Consider the following 19045-nt stretch of genomic DNA (forward strand, 5'->3'; position numbering starts at 1 on the left):
TGTTATGCCTGCCCGTGACACTGTTTATACTTTTTCCCGCTGCCACATGGACATGGGTCATTTCTGCCAACTGTCTGAGCTTTCACATACGGTTTCTTTACTTTTTTCTTTTCCTGATTGCCACCAGAAACGGCTTGTGTCTCTTTAACAACAGCCTCGCGTTTTAAATTTTCACGAATTTGTGCCTTCATTACATATTTTGCAACTTCTTCATTTATGGATTCAATCATTTGTTCGAACATTGCAAAACTTTCCATCTGGTATTCTCTAAGCGGATCATTTTGGCCATATGCGCGTAAATGAATACCTTGACGTAACTGGTCCATTTGATCAATATGATCCATCCATTTCGTATCAACTGTTCGGAGAAGAATTACTTTCTCAAATTCCCGCATTTGCTCAGGCGTAAGTTCTTCTTCTTTCTGATCATATTTTGCCTGGACTTTCTCTAAAATAATTGCTTTCACCTGATCTTGTTCTTTGCCTTTCAGATCGGCTTCTGCAATCCATTCAGGTTCTAATAATGTTCCGTGCAGATATTCCGTTAAACCAGATATATTCCAGTTTTCTGGTACATCATCCGACATATATGTCTCAATAGCTGAATCAACGGTTGTTTCAATCATCTGTTTAATGATTTCTCGTAAATTATCAGAATCGATTACATCATAACGCTGTTTGTAAATAATCTCACGCTGCTGACGTAATACATCATCATAGGAAAGAATCGTTTTCCGGGCATCGAAGTTGTTTCCTTCCACACGTTTCTGAGCAGATTCCACTGTTCTGGAAACCAATTTACTTTCAATCGGCTGGGAATCATCCATTCCCATTCTTTCCATCATTGCCTTCATATTGTCAGAACCGAAACGGCGCATCAATTCATCTTCCATTGATAAATAAAACTGCGTCACACCCGGATCTCCCTGACGTCCGGAACGACCTCGAAGCTGGTTATCAATCCGGCGTGACTCATGACGTTCTGTACCGATTACTGCCAGACCGCCAAGTTCTTTCACACCTTCTCCAAGTTTAATATCTGTACCACGCCCTGCCATGTTTGTAGCGATGGTAACAGCACCTTTTTGACCGGCATTTTCAATAATCTCTGCTTCACGATAATGATTTTTCGCATTTAGCACATTATGTTTAACACCAGCTTTGGAAAGATATTTAGAAATTATTTCAGAAGTTTCCACAGCAACTGTACCAACTAAAACAGGCTGTCCTTTTTGATTACGTTCTTTAATCTCTTCCACTACTGCTCTGAATTTACCTTCCATTGTCTGAAAAATCAAGTCAGGTTTGTCTTCCCTGATAATTGGTTTATTAGTAGGTATCGCAATAACATCCATATTATAAATATTACGGAATTCCTCTTCCTCTGTTTTTGCGGTACCTGTCATCCCTGCTAATTTCTCATACATACGGAAATAGTTCTGGAAAGTGATGGACGCAAGTGTCATACTTTCGTTCTGGATTTGAAGCCCTTCTTTTGCTTCAATTGCCTGGTGTAATCCGTCACTGTAGCGGCGACCTTTCATTAAACGACCGGTAAATTGGTCGACAATTACTACCTGGTCTTCTTCCACCACATAATCTGTATCTTTGTGCATGGAGACATGTGCTTTCAATGCCTGGTTAATGTGGTGTGTTAAAGTGACATTATTTAAATCAAATAAATTATCAACCTGGAAGAAACGCTCTGCCTTGTTCATCCCTTCTTCGGTTAATTGAACTCCTTTGGATTTTTCATCATATGTGTAATCTTCTTCATTTTGTAATGTTCTTACAAATGAATTTGCCTGTTGATAAAGAGTTGCAGACTTTTTCGCAGTACCTGAAATAATAAGTGGTGTTCTCGCTTCATCAATTAAAATCGAGTCAACCTCATCAATTATGGCAAAATGCAAAGAACGCTGTACCATTTGTTCTTTGTATAACACCATATTGTCACGTAAGTAATCAAATCCAAACTCATTATTGGTACCATACGTAATGTCTGCTGCATAGGCTTCCCGCTTCTCTTCTTTAGACATGCCATTTTTGTTAAGACCAACTGTCATTCCTAAAAAATCATACAGTTTGCCCATTTCACTGGCATCACGGTCTGCTAAGTAGTCATTGACTGTAATCACATGCACACCTTTACCTGTGACAGCATTTAAATAAACAGGCATAGTGGAAGCTAATGTTTTCCCTTCCCCTGTTTTCATTTCGGATATATCACCATGATGCATTGCAATCGCACCAAGTAACTGAACATTATATGGCCGCATTCCTAATACTCTTTTTGATGCTTCCCTAACTACTGCATATGCTTCCATAAGCAAATCATCTAATGATTCTCCATTTTGATACCTTTGCTTAAATTCTTCTGTTTTATTTTGTAATTGATAATCAGACAGCTGCTGCATTGATGGTTCCAATGCTTCAATTTCTGATGCAACTTTTTCTAAACTTTTCAGTTGTCTCTGGTTACCTGTCCCAAAGACTTTGTTTAATAATCCACGCATACTAGCCGCTCCTCTTTTCCATACTTGGCAATGCCAATAAAGTGAGACTTTTACTCAGTTTAGATTTTAATCCCTTACTGAGCATTAGCGAGACTTATCAGGATGCTTAGAGTCTGTGATAAAGCCTACTATTTGTCATTGAATTGTGTTAATCCACTTTATATCATAACATTGGAATGAAGAAATTGACAACAATCGGCTGATAGAGGTTATATTAAGTTTGGATAGAATAAAGATTTCTCCAAACTATGAGAGTATAATATTGAGGAAAAGAAGCAGCTGGTAATTGGCCGCTTCTTTTTTGAAGAGAAGGTTGGCTGAGAGGAAGTTTGACCTTCTCGGTGAGGGGATACTGTATTTATACCACATGTATACTCTGTTGAAAAATTAGTAAATTAGTATTTTTATGGGAAGCATTCGGGAAACATGGTTCTATTTTTACGGAAAAGGAACTTAAACTTCCCAGACAATGTGACAAGATTCGAATTTCTTTTAAAGAGAAAAAGATGATTTGCATATGCAAACCATCTTTTATATAAGTATTTATCAGCTAGGCTCGATCAGACCATAACGACCGTCACGGCGTTTATATACTACATTGGTATTACCTGTAATTGAATTTTCAAAGACAAAGAAAGCGTGTCCTAACATATCCATTTGCAATACTGCTTCTTCTGAGTCCATTGGTTTTAAATCAAATCGTTTTGTCCTTACAATTTCTATTTCATCATCATCCAGTAAATCTACATTGCTTCTGACAGCAGCTTCTTTCTCCAACTCTGCAAATACATGCTTCGGGGAGCCCTGCTGACGGAATTTTCGGTTTACTTTTGTTTTATGCTTACGAATTTGCCTTTCTAGTTTGTCAACAACAAGATCAATAGCAGCATATAAATCCGCATGTTGTACCTCTGCACGAAGCATCAGGTTAGTCATCGGAATAGTAACCTCAATCTGCTGCTCCTCATTATAGACACTTATGTTTACATTTACATCAGAAGTGGGAGGAGTGTCAAAGTATCTTTCTAACTTGCCAATTTTTCTTTCGACATATTCCTTAATTGCTCCAGTCACTTCTACATTTTCACCACGAATGTTGTATTTCATAAAAAGTGTCCTCCTTTCAAACTATAAAGCTTTATAAGCTATATATCTATAATACCACACTTCGCTTGGTTAAAACGAGCAAAATGTCAATATATTCTGAAACTTTTTTACGAAATCTTAACATGTAAAAACAGGATGAACCAAATAAAAAATAGATGCTACAATTAAGTAGTCATCTATTTTTTTGAATCCAGAAACATCCCGTCATATGTAGAGAGTTGTTTGTATGGATTTAAGTATTGTTTTGTCGAACGCGTCTGTTTTTTATTATTCCGCATGCTCGTCTTTATTTTTGTTAGGACTAATTGTAATTTAGGCTCTAACTCCTGATCCAATGCTAAGCATTGTTTTCCCAATTTAGTATCCTCCGCATTATAAGGCGGACTAATCGCCTGGACTAACGTCTCTCTTTTATCAAGAAGGGAATCAATTTCTTTTATTGCTTCCTCTCTGGATTCACTTTTGATTGGCTGATCAAGAAGCTGAATCATTTCCTGAGTAAGATTGATATATTCCTTAAGTGGATTCATTATGATTTAACACCTTGTCCATGTTTTCGAATTCTTTCCTGCTTTATTACTTCTTTCCAAGTATCGCGGAATTGAGTAAGAATTTCCTCTGCCTGTGCTAGTTGATCAAGATCATTATTCACATTTGCCTGTGTTAAACAATGATAGACAAAATCATATAGCGGCATCATTTGCAGGGTGATCGGTGCATCCTGGTCCAAGGTAACCATTAATTCCCTTACAATGTTTTGTGTTTTCTGTACCATTTCATTTTTCTTCTGGTAATCTTTTTCTTCGACAGCTTTTCTAGCTTGTTTGATAAATTTCAAGCTACCATTATAAAGCATTAATGTTAATTCCCCTGGAGATGCCGTATTTACTGAGTTGTTCTGGTATGCCTGATATTGCTGATAAGCCATTAGTTAACGCTCCTCTATTTCAAAAATTGCTCATATTTTCTCGTCAACGATAAATCCCATTAATTCTGCCATTCCTGCATAAACATCCAATAGTTTCTTCGGAGGGATTTCCTTGACTACTTCATCTGTATCTGAATTAACGACGGTTACATAATATCTTTCCAGTTTTTCGTGATACTCATATCTTATATTCGTGTTTGTCGGTTCTAGAAAAGAATTTAACCCATCTACCATACTTTTAGCGTTTTCTTTCGATAATTCTTCAGGTATATTCTTATTTTCTGGTTTTTTTGATTCATTTACATGGTTATTGGATCTATCTACTGCTGCTGATATGGATTGCTCTTTGGTGTCTGTGTTTTGCAGAATTGGAGATCCAGTGATCATTTTCCCAATTTCCATGCCAAAATTCATCTCCTCTATTAAGTTTACTAATTATATCGGATAATGTAACAGAATCTTTAGCCAAAATGTAAAAGAATCTAGAGATCTTCTCAATCTCTAGATTCCATCGTCCCATTAAGCTTTAATATCAATAGAACTGCCCAGGTGAGGCTCCATGGAACTTTCTAACATCTTAATCATATCACTTGACTGTGTTTCAGCCTGATTTAACGCTTTATCCATTACAGCTATACTTGCCTGCTGTTTAACTTGTGCTTGATTCATTATAACTGACATTGCTGCAATATCCATTTTAACCCTCCTTTATTATTATTGGAAACCTCCAAATTGCTGCATTAAATAACTGGATTGGTTATTGTATTTTGCGATTGCCTGCTCCATTGCAGTAAATTGTCTCCAATATCTGTCTTCAATTTGGGTAAGCCGATCCTCAAATCTCTCAATTTGTTTATCCATATCATCGAGGTTGCGACCAAGGGTATACTGATGAGTAGAATAGGACGCTCTTCCTGCTCGTTCATATATCTTATTCATTGCCGCGTCAACGGTATCTGTCAAACGGCGGGCGATTCCCTTTTCTCCAAAAGTATCTCCATCTTCACCGCCGCGGAAAAGATTTTCTACCGAATCTGGATCTTGTTCAATCGCTTCTTTCAGTTTCGCCTCATTAATCTCTAATTTCCCGCCAGACATATAATCTTTAGTTGTTGTAATACCTATTGCTGCTAATTGATTAAATGCTCCAACTGACTGATCATTATCAACAGGAGAATAAAAGTCTGTCCTCATACTTGATAAAACATCTCTAAGAATCGCATCATTCCGTAATAAACCACTTTTTGCGCGTTCTTCCCAATCTTCCTGCTGTTTCTCAGTTAAACTCTCTCTTTGTTCATCTGTTAGCGGGTCATAATCCCGATAAAATGTTTCCGTTACTTTACCGTTAACTGCATCAATTAACGTATTATAAGTTTCAACGAATTCTTTAATATTTTCAAAGACCGTTTCAGAGTCATTGGAAATGTTTAAAGATACAGGTTGATCTGTTCCGGTATCTGTAGCATCAAATGTCTGTTTCAGGTTAAATGTGACACCTTCAATGTCAAATGTATTGCTGTAACGTTCTGTTTCTAACCCATTAATTATAAACTTTGCATTTTGTCCAATATCTTCGGTTGCACCACCAAAATTAAATATATCATTTATTAAAGTGCCGTTTGTTTCTATTTGTGCAGCCCCTTCATTGAAGTTTCCTGTTTCGGTCCTTCTGAGTGTTAATTGATCCGAAAATGAATCATATAACATTGCTACACCAATATTGGCTTTATTTACTTCACTTACAACCTGATTAATGGATTCATTACCAGCAATAATAAAATCACCGAATTGCTTTCCATCTTCTGCATGAGCATTTACAGAAAAGTGTGTATAATTTTGTTGATAGGTAGTCTCAATACTGGTTTCCTGATCTACTGGATTATCGAGAGTGATCTTTCCTGTTTCAGTGTTAATAACACCAAGCGTAGTTCCATCATTTTTATTTTTTAGATAATATTCGTTATCATTTCCCGTTGAGTCACTAGTACTGAAACCATAATTGTCAGAACCAATTTTCAGATTGAAAATGTTGTTTGTATCATCATTTGATACTATAGAACCTGCCGACAATTGAATTGTTTTCCCGCCTTCTGCTAAGGTATGTGATTCCGTTTTACTATTTACAATATATTCAGCTGATACCTTAGTACCTTTTTGGATAACACCAGCTGCAAAAGTAAGCTCTCCATTATCACCTAATAAAACTTGATTATCAGCCAACTCTTCTCCTGGTGCTAGTGAAGATGTTAACACTTCAAATCCTTTTCCATTCACTTTAATACTTACGGCTTCTTTATCTGTGATATTAGGATCCAAGGAAAGTTCTTGGCCTATCGTACTTGCTGTTAGTGATTTTTTTTCAATTGCTCCCTGTTTCCATGGATTCTCTTCCGCTGCAAACCTGTCACTTTGACTAAAGAGTCCTTTTGTTGCATCAACTTTCTCACCATTAGGATCAGAGATTTTCCCATCGTTCACCATGGTTGATGCTGTTGCCAATTGTTCTACTTTTGAAATCGTATAAGATGTCTGGTTGGCAGCACTTGAAGCTGTTGCTGTTATAAAATCTTCATTACTTGATGCCACTTGTCTCGCTCTATAGCTTGTTGTCATCCGCATATTCAGTAATGAATCTTTAAAATCCAGCAAGAGTGTATTCATACTCCTGTAGTCGTCACGTTTCCACTCCAGTACCTGCTTTTCTTTTTGCATTTTTTGAAGTGGTAAACTCTCCGCCTTCATTAAATCTCTGACCATTGTATCTATATCCATACCACTCGCAAATCCAGAAATACGCATTGTGCTCAAATTGTTCACGTCCCTTATAAGTCATTCTTTTTTATTATATCGGTACAAAAGGGCAATACTTAAATAGAACTTTAGAATTAATTTTAATCTCTCTGCAGTTTATTCCAAATTGCCGTTAAGTCAGATTCATAACTTTCGGCTAATGTGTCTTCTCCATACCTAACATGATCATACATTTGCTGCAATTCCTGATATTCCTTTTCTGATATATTTAATACTTCATGTGCCGTCATCGATGGTTTCCATTTATCCTGCTTTCTCAATTCCCTTGAAATCTCTCTAAATAAAAACCGAACTTTTTCTTCTGATGATAATTGCTCATATTTTACCCTGCGTCCAAAAATAGTCTGCAACCGGGCTTTTATTTCTTCCTGTTTCTCCTTACGCCAATTTTTCCAGTCAAATAAATTCTCTTTCTCATCTGTATATTCTGAGTCGGTTTCTTCTGAACGGCTGCTTGTGAATACTTGTTTTAACGCATTCCAGATAAATAATATGGTTTTCTTCACAAGGTTACGTACCTTTTTAAATATTAATGAAAGCATAACCAGGACTGCAAGAATAACAAGGATTATACCGATAACAATTCCGATCTGTTCCATAATCTCTGCGAAACGGGAAGGCTCACTCACTTCATCAGTTGGTAACATCGGCTGGGTGCTTTGCTGTGGTGGTTCTTCCATTGGTGGTTCATCACTTGAGAAAAGTTCAATAAATGAGACAAATGCCTGCAGGACAGTACGAACACTATGGTAAAGAAAAGACTGAATCACTTGAAAATTTGTCAGGAGGAAGACAACTAGTATAGTTGCAGTAAGATAAAAATAGTTCATTCTTTTCATTTCCTGACTCGTTCGATGCTTTTTACCTTTATTCAGTGACTCTTTTTGCAGATGCTCCTTATTTGTGACAAACAGCATTACAATAAGAAAGATGGTTCCAACTCCACTTAGGACTCCGCGGAAATCAGTCAAACTGTCGATATAGGAAAACAGGAGATATCCAACAAAGTAGCAAGGCAAACCAATCGCCCATAATATACGGGTAGGTAATAACTCCTCCCAATTACTTTCTGTATATTGGACTCCACGATACGAAGCAACGAACACTAAAATAAAGGAAGCATTATAAGATAGCAGATTTTCCCCAATCACAACAGTGAAGAGACTAGTTACAATCAATGCAATGACTAATACAACTGGTCTTTGTTTGATCAGCAATCTCGTTATTGCCAGTAGGACAAACAGTAAATACATTCCTGACAGCAAATAATAAACAGTCTCATTAACGGTCAATACAGTAATCAGCAACAGAATTGGGAAAAAAGCCAGGAATTCGATGATACCATGTAAAAAAGTCGATAGAATTGTGCGCCATCTAGCTTGCATATTCTTCACCTGCTTCTTTTGTTAGCTGATTTAATAAAACTACCTCCACCGCATTTCCAAGTTGCTCTAATTGACGAATCTTAATTTCAACCCTTTCAGACAATTGGCTGGTGAATATGATAATATCTGTATCACTCATCCCCTGTTCAAGATCCTCTTCCAGAAATGCGCGGAAATTTCTGCTCCGGTCCATTTTCACTTTGGCAATCGTGTCCAGTATATAATCCAGCTGGCTGCCACTGTTAGATGGTTCTGTCCTGACAGAAGGTTTAATCCTTTCCAAGGTGTTTGTAAAAGGTTCCACAAAGTAACCATTGCAGCCAAATCCTGTTGCTACTCCACGTTCTAGCGTATATGCAGCAAGAGAAGCGGCATAAGAAAGTGCTGTTTCCATCAATTCCGGTTTTTCAATCGGCAGACGGATATCTTCATTTGTATCAAAATTTACATAAATCATTAAATGATGATCTGCTGTGTAGTCTTTTTTATTAATTTGCATTGTCTGGGATCTGGCGGTTGCTTTCCAGTTGATTGAATTTAACGGATCACCAGCTTGATATTCACGAACTCCTGCATGTAGAAACGGATCCTCAATAATCCAGCGTTTTACGGTAATATCTCCTAACCAGCTATGAGAGGGGAGCGGTATTTCATCAACAGGAATAATTGAAGGATATACCGTAACAGCGGTAGCAGCTTCAATCGAATCAAACGATTCACTGAAACCAATTGCATCACCTGTTGTAACGGAAACGGTATCTAATGGATAATAACCTCTTTTTGTCGCGGTTAACTGATGTCTCCTTGTAATCTTCTGATATGGTAACAAACTGAATAATGTCCGGTGAAATACTTCCTCTATTTCCTGATTCTCCTTTTGATCAGACGTATTGGCCAAATAGCGGCTTATTTTTGATTCAAGACGGATCCATGGTATTGGCAACAGTTTCCTGTTAGCTATCTGATCCACCATCTCCACTACCTCTCCTTGAAAAACCGTCTTTTGTTTAAACTCTCTTTTGTAGGTGATTCCTTTCAATCCCCACTTATTATAAATCATGCCCTGAACTACAATAATGAGTAATAATACAACAATAACCCAAGCTATATTCATCCCCGCACCAAATCCTTTTCAGACTCTGTTGGAACAGGAACCTTATCTAAAATTTCTTTGATTACACTGTTTGTCTGGTTTCCTTTCACTCCAATCTTATTTGCCAGAACTATACGGTGTCCTAAAACCGGGATTGCCATTTGTTTAATGTCATCAGGAATCACATAAGTTCTGCCCTGTAACAGTGCATAAACTTGCACACACTTCAGTAACGCCTGGCTGCCGCGGGGACTCACTCCTAAAGCAATATTGTCATGGTTTCTCGTTTTTTCAATGACTTCCATTAAATAATGAAGAACATCATCACTTACCTCCACCTGACTGTACACTTTTTGCATGCTAACCATTGTTTCTACATCTACGACTTCCTGCAAATCTGCTAAAGGATTCACTTGTTTAAAACGTTTTAGTATTTCAATGCCTTCTTCCTTAGATGGGTAACCCATTTGGATTTTCAGCAAAAAACGATCAAGCTGGGCTTCCGGAAGAGGAAAAGTCCCCTGACTTTCAATTGGATTCTGTGTGGCAATAACTAAGAACGGCTCAGCCAACTGATGCGTCTCCCCATCAATTGTCACTTGTCGCTCTTCCATACTCTCCAGTAAACTGGATTGTGTTCTTGGAGTTGCCCGGTTGATTTCGTCCGCTAACAATATATTCGTAAATATCGGCCCCTGGCGAAATTCAAATTCACCTTTTTGCTGGCTGTAAAAATGGATTCCTGTAATATCTGATGGCAGTAAATCAGGAGTAAACTGAATTCTTCTGAAAGTGCCGGCAAGGGACTTCGCTAAGGATTTTGCCATAAGTGTCTTTCCAGTCCCCGGCACGTCCTCGAGTAAGACATGACCAGAGGAGATCATCGCGACCAGCAGTAAATCAATGGTTTCTCCCTGGCCAACAACTACTTTATTCACATTTTGTTTAATTTCTCCTGCTACCTTTTGTACATTCAATAATTCCATTTATAAAAACTCCTTCCACGTATGTTTACGCTTTCAAACATTCTAATTCTGTTATATCATGAATGGTAACTTTTAGGCAAAGTATTATGCTTTTTCCTACATAAGAGAATATGAGGGGAATTGATGGGAACATTATTTTCAGAATAATAAAACATTTTGATTTTACGTCTTTTATATAGTTTTATCAGACTATTTTTGGTAGTCTATTTATAGATATGTAAAGGGATGTTTGAAAAGGAATAACCTGAAAATATAGATAGACAGGGGTTTTGAAGATGAAAAGAGTTGTCATAATTGGCGGTGGGTATGGTGGTATGAATGCATTACACCAGCTGATCGATCATGATCTCCCAAATAATGTAGAGATAACAGTTATTGATCGCAACCCGTACCACTCGTTAAAAACAGAATTTTATGCAATTGCTGCAGGTACCAAATCTGATAAAGAGGTAAGAATTAATTTTCCCACCCACCATCAGATCAATTACATATTTGGCGAAGTGATTGAAATAGACTCTGATAATGAAAGAATCCGTTTGAAAAATGAGGAAGAAGCAATCCCATTTGATTATTTACTTATCGGTCTTGGCTGTGAAGATAACTATCATGGTATCCAGGGTGCAATGGAATATACAGAAAGTGTCCAGACCATTTCGAAAGCACGGCAGGCTAGTATTAAAGTAAATAACCTAGCAGCCTACAGTCAGGTCTCGGTTGTCGGAGCAGGCCTCAGCGGAATTGAAGTTGCTTCAGAAATCAGAGAGAGCAGACCTGATTTAAACATCCGTTTATTAGATCGCGGGGCTTCCGTACTTTCAGCATTTGATGAGAAGGTTCAGGAATATGTCGAAGACTGGTTCTTACGTAATGATGTAAAAATCCTGCATCACTCCAATGTAGAACTAGTTGCTGAAGGAATTTTTTATAACAACGGTGAAGGTATTGAAAGTGACGTAATCATATGGACTGCAGGGGTAAGACCACACTATTTAGTTCGAAGCCTTCCATTTGAAAAAGACCGGCAAGAAAAAATAATCGTCAATGAATATTACCAGGTTCCTTCCCAGCAAAATATATATGTTGTAGGAGATTGTGCAGCTTCCTCCTATTCACCAAGTGCACAATTAGCCGGGATTCAAGGTGAACAAATTGGAGAAATACTTGCCAGTGTGCTAAATGGTCAAGAACCAAAAACTCCAAAAGAAATTAAATTAAAAGGTCAGCTAGGTTCTCTTGGTAAATCCGATGGTTTTGGAAGTATGTACAGGAAACCTGTCACAGGTTTATTGCCTCGTCTGGCAAAGTCAGGGGTTTTATGGTTAAATAAGCGTCATTGACACATTGGAAAAGCACTGAGAATTTCAGTGTTTTTTTATTTACAACAGCTAATATCCCTTAAGATAATTTCCTGGGAAATCATCAATAGAAGAACTTTCTAAGCTACTGTTACGGTTCATATAATTTATTGTAGAAATTAATATAAAGTTAAGGTAAAATATTAGTAAAATATAATTAATGTTATATTACCATTCATCATGTTGACATTCTTCATTAGGAGGTTATCATGTCCAAAGCTAAAATGAACGATTTAATTGATAATGAAAAATTCGAGCACTATTTCCAAGCATTGTATGATCTAGAATCTCTATCAATCATTGGATATGAAGCATTACTTCGAACCAAATTGTACAAAAACCCAGAAATACTTTTTGAGCAGGCAAGTCAGACAGACCGGTTTTTCGACCTGGAACTCCGCTCAATAAGAAAAGCGTTGCAAGCGTTTAATGAACTTGTATGCAGGTCAACAGATGAAAAAAAACTCTTGATCAATGTATTTCCGTCTAATTTGATTCAGGAAAAATTTATTACATATCTTGATCAATATATGGCTGATAAAAAATTCAGACCCGACCAGGTGATCATTGAAATCAATGAATCTGATGTGATGAACAATGTAATACCATTACTACACAATGTTTCCGTGTTAAAGGAAAAAGGTTTCTTAATTGCTATTGATGATGTCGGCAAAGGCGTTTCGTCATTACAGGCAATTGTCGAGTTACAACCCGACTTTGTAAAAATGGACCGGTATTTTGCCCACCAGTTGGCAAGTTCCAACCGGAAACAGGAAATGGTTCGTTCAATCGTTACATACTGTCTCAATACGGAAACAGAATTTGTGCTTGAAGGGATCGAAATACTCGAAGATTTAGAAATGGCTAAATCTATTGGTGTCTCGATCGTGCAGGGTTTTTTACTGGCTGAACCTAAACCGCTGGATACGATTAAATGCTTTGAAAAAAAGATGGCGAATGATTTTTAGCCAAAAAGGGACCGATATCACATCAGTCCTTTTTGTTCATTCTAAATCAATTATTCTCATTTCCTTCCATTTAAAACAATAATCCACAGCAAACCCTTGCTGTGGATTCCTTATCTTTATAAGATGGTGAATTATCATAATTAAGTAAAATTTAAACTAACCTGCTTGATACTATATTCTTTGCTTCCTGTTCTGTTTCTTTCATTTCCTGACCAATTGTTTCATTTTGATTATTTATATTTTCCACTGTTGCACTCATTTCTTCAAGTGCTGCAGAAGCCTGCTCGATAATGGCAGCTAATTCATTTGTTGCCTGTTCAATAATAGAGGAATCATCTTTTACATTTACAGCCAATTGTTGAAAACTTGTGAAGCGATGGTTAGTATTTTCTAAATGTTCCGTCAGTTCGCTGAATGCCCGGTTAACCTGTTCCGTTCTGTCCTGGTTACTTTGAACCATTTTAATGTTAACATTCATGATTTCCAAAGCAGAGTCGTTCGTTTCATTGACTTCAGCCAGGTTACTCGTAATTTTTTCAGCCGCTTTGTTAGTAACTTCGGCAAGCTTCCTGATTTCCTCTGCAACTACCGCAAACCCTTTACCAGCTTCCCCAGCTCTAGCTGCCTCAATGGATGCATTTAATGCAAGAAGATTTGTCTGCTGACTAACATCGATAATATCCTGTGAGAATGAATTCGTTTCTCTTATATTATTGGATAAAGACTGAAATGCACGACTCAAATCTTGTATATGCTGATCAAACTCACTCATGCTTTGTGATAACTCTTTGGAAATCGCATCCCCATTATATGAAGTTTCCATCGCACTTTCAAAATCCTGTTTGAGTGAGCCTGTTTCATTTAGCATCTTTAATGCCTGTGCAAGCATATTTTGAAGACTGTGAGCAATATTTGATATTTTCTCGTTCTGTACTGTACTGCCTGTAGTTATTTCAGAAATGGCCTGAGAGATTTCTGTTTGTGATTCCACATTGCTTTGCACCTTTTGGTTTACACCAGTTATTCTCTCCGTAATACTGTCTACATGTCGTTCGAGAGTTTTCTGGTTCTTTTCTTTCTCTAATGACTCTTCTTCTGATTTTTCCAACATTGATTCGATCTGTTTAAATTGATTTCTGTTAAGGTAAATTAATACTCCAGCTATTATCCCTGATAATAAGTATGTGACCAAAACCAAGGACAAATTATCGCTCAAAAACTGTACCTCAGCATTAGCTGCTAAACTGTTATATACAATTCCTGCAATGCCCATTGCAAATCCTGTTATAAAAACAGGTAATAATAAGAAAATAGTTGTTAAAAATAATAGAAAGAATAGAATCACTAATACAGAGAGACTACTTCCGAAGAGATAGATTCCTATATAAGCAAAGACAAATGACACTCCTACAATAAAATAAGGGTATACTATATCTTCTTTAATTATGTTTTTTATTAACAGATACCCTGCAATAAGGATTATCAGCTCTATTCCCTAATACATTCCTTTCACTGATTCGTCCTGCACGAAAGCTAAAATTAAGGCACAAACTAGAGAAAATGAAAAAGTAGCTAATGTTAATCCATTCTTCTTTTTAATATCTTTTAATTGGAGCTCCTTTGATCTGGTCATATTTTCCTCCTGCATTCAAAATAGATTCTCTTTTACTATAATATCGGTTCTAAAGCTGTATTCTTTAGCGAAATAGTATCAATTCTCACTTCATTATAGGTAATTTGATAGGATAATTCTGTGTATTTAGTCACACTTCTTGATGTAAGCCTTTTATTTTCAACCGGGAAAGATAGTAAATAAGTCTAATACCACAAGCAAGAAAATTGTGGTAATTTTAACATATAAATTATAATGCAGGGGTTATTTTGAAAAAGATCAAATATATTATCATATTCTCACTAGTTTTATTTATTGCTGTTCCTTCTCTAGTCTTTGCTGCAGATAAAGCAATAAAAGCTACATTGGCATCATACGTACAAATAGTAAATGTAAGGGAAAATATTGACACGTCTTCTAATCCGCTGATTATTTACAATCAGCGCACTTATGTACCACTTAGAGTTGTAAGTGAAGCATTAGGCTATGAAGTCGGCTGGGATGCAGAAAATTATCGTGTGGATCTGAAAGAAGAAGATCAATCAGTCAAATTGGCTAAGGACGGTATAGAGGTAATTGAATATGCTGCTACTCCTAATGCGAGAGTGCCGATTCATGATGTAGTGAGCGTTACATATACTGATGGAGAAATACTATACACCATTACAGAGCCTTTGAAAGAAAAAGCTACAGCTACTTTCCAGGTAATCAATCAGAATAATAAAGTTATCCAGACAGAAACAATTATCTTAGAAGAGACAGAGCCAGGTACATACAAACATAATTTCTATACTGGATATTTCCGCACATCTTATGATGGAACAAAAGGAGATTCGTCTTACTTCCAGGATAAAGTGCTAGATGAGTTTTCTTACCGTTTGAAACTAAATTAATCCAGAAAAGGATATCTCCTAAGTATAGAGGGGTATCCTTTTTATTTTCATATAACAGGAGGTTATACACTTGTTTTTACGAAAAAAACGGGAAGAAGAGCATGAAGATAATTATGCTGTAACTATTTTTTACGAAAGTGACTATGACGAAGAAATTTACGATCAAATAACAGACAGATTGTTAATTGAAGGAGAAATGCTGGGCGTTACACAAAGTATGCAGATGACAGAAGAATATAAAAAAATGATCACTCAAAAGTTCCCTGATCGTGAGGTTAATTTTCCCGGACTTGCAATTCTTGATTTTGATACGGAACAATTAAAAGAAAACTATAAAGCAATGGAGAAAAAACATAAATGGAAAAACTTCTTTGGTATGCTTACCATTGAGGATTACTTCAAAGTAGAAGAAGAATTAACTACTGACTATGAGAAAACATTGTTATATACGACAGATGTAGATGAGGCAATCCATTTTATGTTAGAAAGATCCTACAATAAATGATGATTTCAGCCCCTTCTTTGAGACCATCCTAATGATAATTCCAGGCTCATGTTTGAAGAAAAGATCGACATCTGCCATTTATACATCGGCAGATAGCCGATCTTATATACCAGCTTTCATTAAGTTTCCAGTCAGACCAATTCATGCTGTTTAATCTTTCTGTCCTTTAGTAACAGCAATATATATAATATTATCGAAATTACAACAGAAACAGCACCTGCCGCGTATATGTACATGTAACCAAATGCTGAAGCAATAAAACCAAAACCGATCGCGCCAATGCCCACTCCTAAATCAAAAAAGGAAAAGAAAGTGGCATTTGCCATCCCTTTACGGTTTTCCGGCGATTGATTAACAGCCCATGCCTGAAGAGCAGGCTGAACTGTTCCAAATCCTAAGCCGTAAAGTGCTGCAGCGATATACAGTACCATTGAATTTGGCAGCCATGTTAATAGAAACATTGCCACAAAGATTAGAAACGCTCCAGGTATAAATACGGCAATGTGCCCTTTCCTGTCATACAACTGGCCCGCAAAGGCTCTTGTTATCATTAAGAAGATAGCATAAATGAGAAAATACGCTTCTATCCCCGCAATCCCCTCCTGATCTGTATATAACGGTAAAAAAGATGCGATCCCGCCAAAACAAAAGGTAATAAAAAATAATAACAGAGATGGCCTTAATGCGCTTTTTTCCATTACATCAAACCTTGGAGGAACTACTTTTCTTGCCTCAGGATCTACAGGCTTATAGGAAATCTGACTGGATAATAAGAATGCGATGATCCCTAAAGCTGCACATATTAAGAATAACAAAGTAAAGGAGATATGCTTATATAAGGTGAGGCCCAGTACCGGACCAGCTGCAAGAGCGATATTGCCCGATAATCCGAAATACCCCATCCCTTCCCCTCGTCTTGATTCCGGAATTAAATCTGTAGCTATAGTACCAGTAGCTGTTGTGGAAAACCCCCATCCTAAGCCTTGTACTATCCGCATCATAAACAGAACGACAATACTTGTTATAAATGCATAGGAACCAATAGAGACAACGAAAATACCAAGACCAATCATATAAACAAACTGTCTTCCTTTTGTTTCTAGGGAGTGGCCTGCAGTTGGTCTTAAAAGCAATGCAGAAAATGTAAAAATCCCTGTTATTAGACCAATAAACTGATCTGATCCTCCTAATTGCTGAACAAATAACGGGATCGTCGGCAGTGTCATTTGAAAACCTAAAAAGATAAAAAAATTAGCCAGACAAATCAGCACAAAATCCTTCGTCCAAATTTTTTCTTTTTTCTGTTGTGCACTCAAATAAAAGACTCCTTTTTCTGTAATAGCTAGCAGCTAGTATGTGATTTTCCTGCTAATACAAAATCACCTGTGCAATTAAATAAACTTTTTATAACCAAAGTGAATTAATAGCCCTTTTCATAATCAACCACATTAAGGGTAGGGGCATCTGATTCAAGATATTCCCTTAAATTCGGTATAAATATATCCCTAATTACCCGCTCGTCATAATGTTCAGTAGCTCCTGCCGTATGAGGGGTTATTATCACATTCTCCATCTCCCATAAGGAACTGTCTTCTGATAACGGTTCTTTTTCAAAAACATCCAGTCCAGCACCAGCTATTTCACCATTTTCTAATGCCTGAATAAGCTCTTTCTCATTTATTATCTTACCTCGACCGATATTGATAAGAAATGCACTGTTTTTCATTTGCCTGAAAGCTTCTTTTCCAAACATTCCAGTTGTTTCATCTGTTAATGGAAGAGTTATTACAACATAATCACATTTTGGCAGAAGATCTGATAATTGATCTGGGGTAAACATTTCATCAACATCCTCTATGTTTTTTCCTGAATGGCGCATTCCAAGGACTTTCATGCCAAATGCTTTTGAAATTCTTGCAGTCTCCCTGCCAATAGCACCAACGCCTAAAATTCCGATTGTTTTCTGATGAATTTCTAATTTTATATCAGCTTTGTGCCATGTTTTCTCTTTTTGCTGGCGGACATATGTATGAATTTTCCTTGTTAAAGCAAGCATCAAAGCAAAAATAGTTTCAGATATCGGATATCCATGAACCCCATTGGCACTGGTTAATTTCACATTATTTTGTATTAAACGATCCAATGGGAGGCTGTTGACTCCTGCGCTAAAAGTTTGAACCCATTTTAGATCTCTGTTGGCAAGCAATGTTTGCTCTGCTGCCCTCTTCCAATGTAGTACAATTTCTGCTTCAGCAAGGTCTTGTGTGATTTTCTCTGGATCCTTGTGTGCAATTACTTGCCAGTCCGGAATTTCCTGCTGGATTTCTTTGATTAACTTTTCATCAAGATCTGAATTTATCACTAATTTTTTCTTTGTCATAACAATCCTCCTCGTCTATATTACTACCCGAGTTTATCTCTATATTAACATTTTAAATTAGTGAATCCACTTTTGAAGCTTTTAAGCGTGGTATTGCTTCCGGTTTATCGAATAAACACGAAAAAACCTTTAAGAGAAAGTATCCCTTAAAGGTTTTTTCTGTTGCCTGGCAACGTCCTACTCTCGCAGGGGCAAAGCCCCAACTACCATGGGCGCTGGAGAGCTTAACTACTGTGTTCGGCATGGGAACAGGTGTGACCTCTCCGCTATCGTCACCAGACCTACAGGATGTAGGTCGATCAACGTTGTCACATGGAAGTGACGGTCTTAGTTGAACTACCATATACCATCAAAACTAGATAAGAAGTTAGACAAGGATCAAACAATTTCACTTGATAAATTTAGCTGTCTAGCCTAGAGTACCCAGAAACTAGTGCCCTTCCCTCACCTCGTACGATAAGTCAACATCGGTTCATTCTTCACCGTGTTTCCTTTATCTCCTC

At 37.1% G+C, this 19045-nt stretch carries 18 protein-coding genes and 1 rRNA gene; 4 read left to right on the top strand and 15 right to left on the bottom strand.

Going from position 1 to position 19045, the window contains the following annotated elements:
• Nucleotides 1-2 precede the first annotated feature (2 nt).
• The 10 genes from secA to BMW36_RS11220 all read right to left on the bottom strand — a co-directional run bounded on the left by secA (nt 3) and on the right by BMW36_RS11220 (nt 10829).
• A complete protein-coding gene (gene secA, locus BMW36_RS11175) occupies nt 3-2516 on the bottom strand; it encodes a preprotein translocase subunit SecA (protein ID WP_089741102.1) in 2514 nt (837 codons plus the stop codon).
• A 546-nt stretch (nt 2517-3062) separates the two neighbouring features.
• Complete coding sequence (gene hpf / locus BMW36_RS11180) at nt 3063-3623, bottom strand: ribosome hibernation-promoting factor, HPF/YfiA family (RefSeq protein WP_089741104.1); 561 nt, start codon at nt 3621-3623, stop codon at nt 3063-3065.
• Nucleotides 3624-3799: 176 nt separating this feature from the next.
• Nucleotides 3800-4153, bottom strand: coding sequence for a flagellar protein FliT (gene fliT / locus BMW36_RS11185; RefSeq protein WP_089741106.1), 354 nt, complete (start codon nt 4151-4153; stop codon nt 3800-3802).
• Nucleotides 4153-4551 (bottom strand): flagellar export chaperone FliS, encoded by a 399-nt coding sequence (fliS, locus tag BMW36_RS11190; RefSeq protein ID WP_089741108.1) that lies wholly within the window; start codon nt 4549-4551, stop codon nt 4153-4155. The genes fliT and fliS overlap by 1 nt, the downstream gene beginning before the upstream one ends.
• A gap of 30 nt (nt 4552-4581) precedes the next feature.
• Nucleotides 4582-4953: a flagellar protein FlaG gene (flaG, locus tag BMW36_RS11195; RefSeq protein WP_089741110.1), complete on the bottom strand. Its 372-nt coding sequence runs from the start codon at nt 4951-4953 to the stop codon at nt 4582-4584.
• A 117-nt stretch (nt 4954-5070) separates the two neighbouring features.
• Nucleotides 5071-5247, bottom strand: coding sequence for a YjfB family protein (locus tag BMW36_RS11200; RefSeq protein ID WP_089741112.1), 177 nt, complete (start codon nt 5245-5247; stop codon nt 5071-5073).
• A gap of 18 nt (nt 5248-5265) precedes the next feature.
• Nucleotides 5266-7353: a flagellar filament capping protein FliD gene (gene fliD, locus BMW36_RS11205; protein WP_089741138.1), complete on the bottom strand. Its 2088-nt coding sequence runs from the start codon at nt 7351-7353 to the stop codon at nt 5266-5268.
• A 92-nt stretch (nt 7354-7445) separates the two neighbouring features.
• Entirely contained in the window at nt 7446-8750 is a 1305-nt protein-coding gene (locus tag BMW36_RS11210) for an MFS transporter (protein WP_089741114.1), read from the bottom strand.
• On the bottom strand, nt 8740-9864 hold the full coding sequence (locus tag BMW36_RS11215; protein ID WP_089741116.1) for a DUF58 domain-containing protein: 1125 nt from the start codon (nt 9862-9864) through the stop codon (nt 8740-8742). The genes BMW36_RS11210 and BMW36_RS11215 overlap by 11 nt, the downstream gene beginning before the upstream one ends.
• Nucleotides 9861-10829, bottom strand: coding sequence for an AAA family ATPase (locus BMW36_RS11220; RefSeq protein ID WP_089741118.1), 969 nt, complete (start codon nt 10827-10829; stop codon nt 9861-9863). The genes BMW36_RS11215 and BMW36_RS11220 overlap by 4 nt, the downstream gene beginning before the upstream one ends.
• Nucleotides 10830-11104: 275 nt before the next feature.
• Here BMW36_RS11220 and BMW36_RS11225 point away from each other — a divergent pair, with 275 nt between their 5' ends.
• Nucleotides 11105-12166 (top strand): NAD(P)/FAD-dependent oxidoreductase, encoded by a 1062-nt coding sequence (locus BMW36_RS11225; protein WP_089741120.1) that lies wholly within the window; start codon nt 11105-11107, stop codon nt 12164-12166.
• A 227-nt stretch (nt 12167-12393) separates the two neighbouring features.
• A complete protein-coding gene (locus BMW36_RS11230) occupies nt 12394-13152 on the top strand; it encodes an EAL domain-containing protein (RefSeq protein WP_089741122.1) in 759 nt (252 codons plus the stop codon).
• Between the two features lie 151 nt (nt 13153-13303).
• Here the strand turns inward: BMW36_RS11230 and BMW36_RS11235 are convergent, their stop codons facing one another.
• Complete coding sequence (locus BMW36_RS11235) at nt 13304-14425, bottom strand: methyl-accepting chemotaxis protein (RefSeq protein ID WP_089741124.1); 1122 nt, start codon at nt 14423-14425, stop codon at nt 13304-13306.
• A gap of 222 nt (nt 14426-14647) precedes the next feature.
• On the bottom strand, nt 14648-14785 hold the full coding sequence (locus BMW36_RS20380) for a hypothetical protein (RefSeq protein ID WP_175480429.1): 138 nt from the start codon (nt 14783-14785) through the stop codon (nt 14648-14650).
• A gap of 248 nt (nt 14786-15033) precedes the next feature.
• Here BMW36_RS20380 and BMW36_RS11240 point away from each other — a divergent pair, with 248 nt between their 5' ends.
• The gene (locus tag BMW36_RS11240) at nt 15034-15657 is read left to right on the top strand and encodes a stalk domain-containing protein (RefSeq protein WP_175480430.1); all 624 of its coding nucleotides are present in this window, start codon (nt 15034-15036) and stop codon (nt 15655-15657) included.
• Between the two features lie 70 nt (nt 15658-15727).
• Complete coding sequence (locus tag BMW36_RS11245; protein ID WP_089741128.1) at nt 15728-16162, top strand: hypothetical protein; 435 nt, start codon at nt 15728-15730, stop codon at nt 16160-16162.
• 131 nt (nt 16163-16293) lie between these two features.
• Here the strand turns inward: BMW36_RS11245 and BMW36_RS11250 are convergent, their stop codons facing one another.
• The 3 genes from BMW36_RS11250 to rrf form a co-directional block, all read right to left on the bottom strand.
• On the bottom strand, nt 16294-17478 hold the full coding sequence (locus tag BMW36_RS11250; protein ID WP_089741130.1) for an MFS transporter: 1185 nt from the start codon (nt 17476-17478) through the stop codon (nt 16294-16296).
• Between the two features lie 104 nt (nt 17479-17582).
• Nucleotides 17583-18542 (bottom strand): D-2-hydroxyacid dehydrogenase, encoded by a 960-nt coding sequence (locus tag BMW36_RS11255; protein ID WP_089741132.1) that lies wholly within the window; start codon nt 18540-18542, stop codon nt 17583-17585.
• 164 nt (nt 18543-18706) lie between these two features.
• Nucleotides 18707-18822: ribosomal RNA gene (rrf, locus tag BMW36_RS11260) — 5S ribosomal RNA — on the bottom strand.
• Between the last annotated feature and the right edge of the window lie 223 nt (nt 18823-19045).

This window comes from Gracilibacillus ureilyticus (assembly GCF_900111195.1).
Lineage (GTDB): Bacteria > Bacillota > Bacilli > Bacillales > Amphibacillaceae > Gracilibacillus > Gracilibacillus ureilyticus.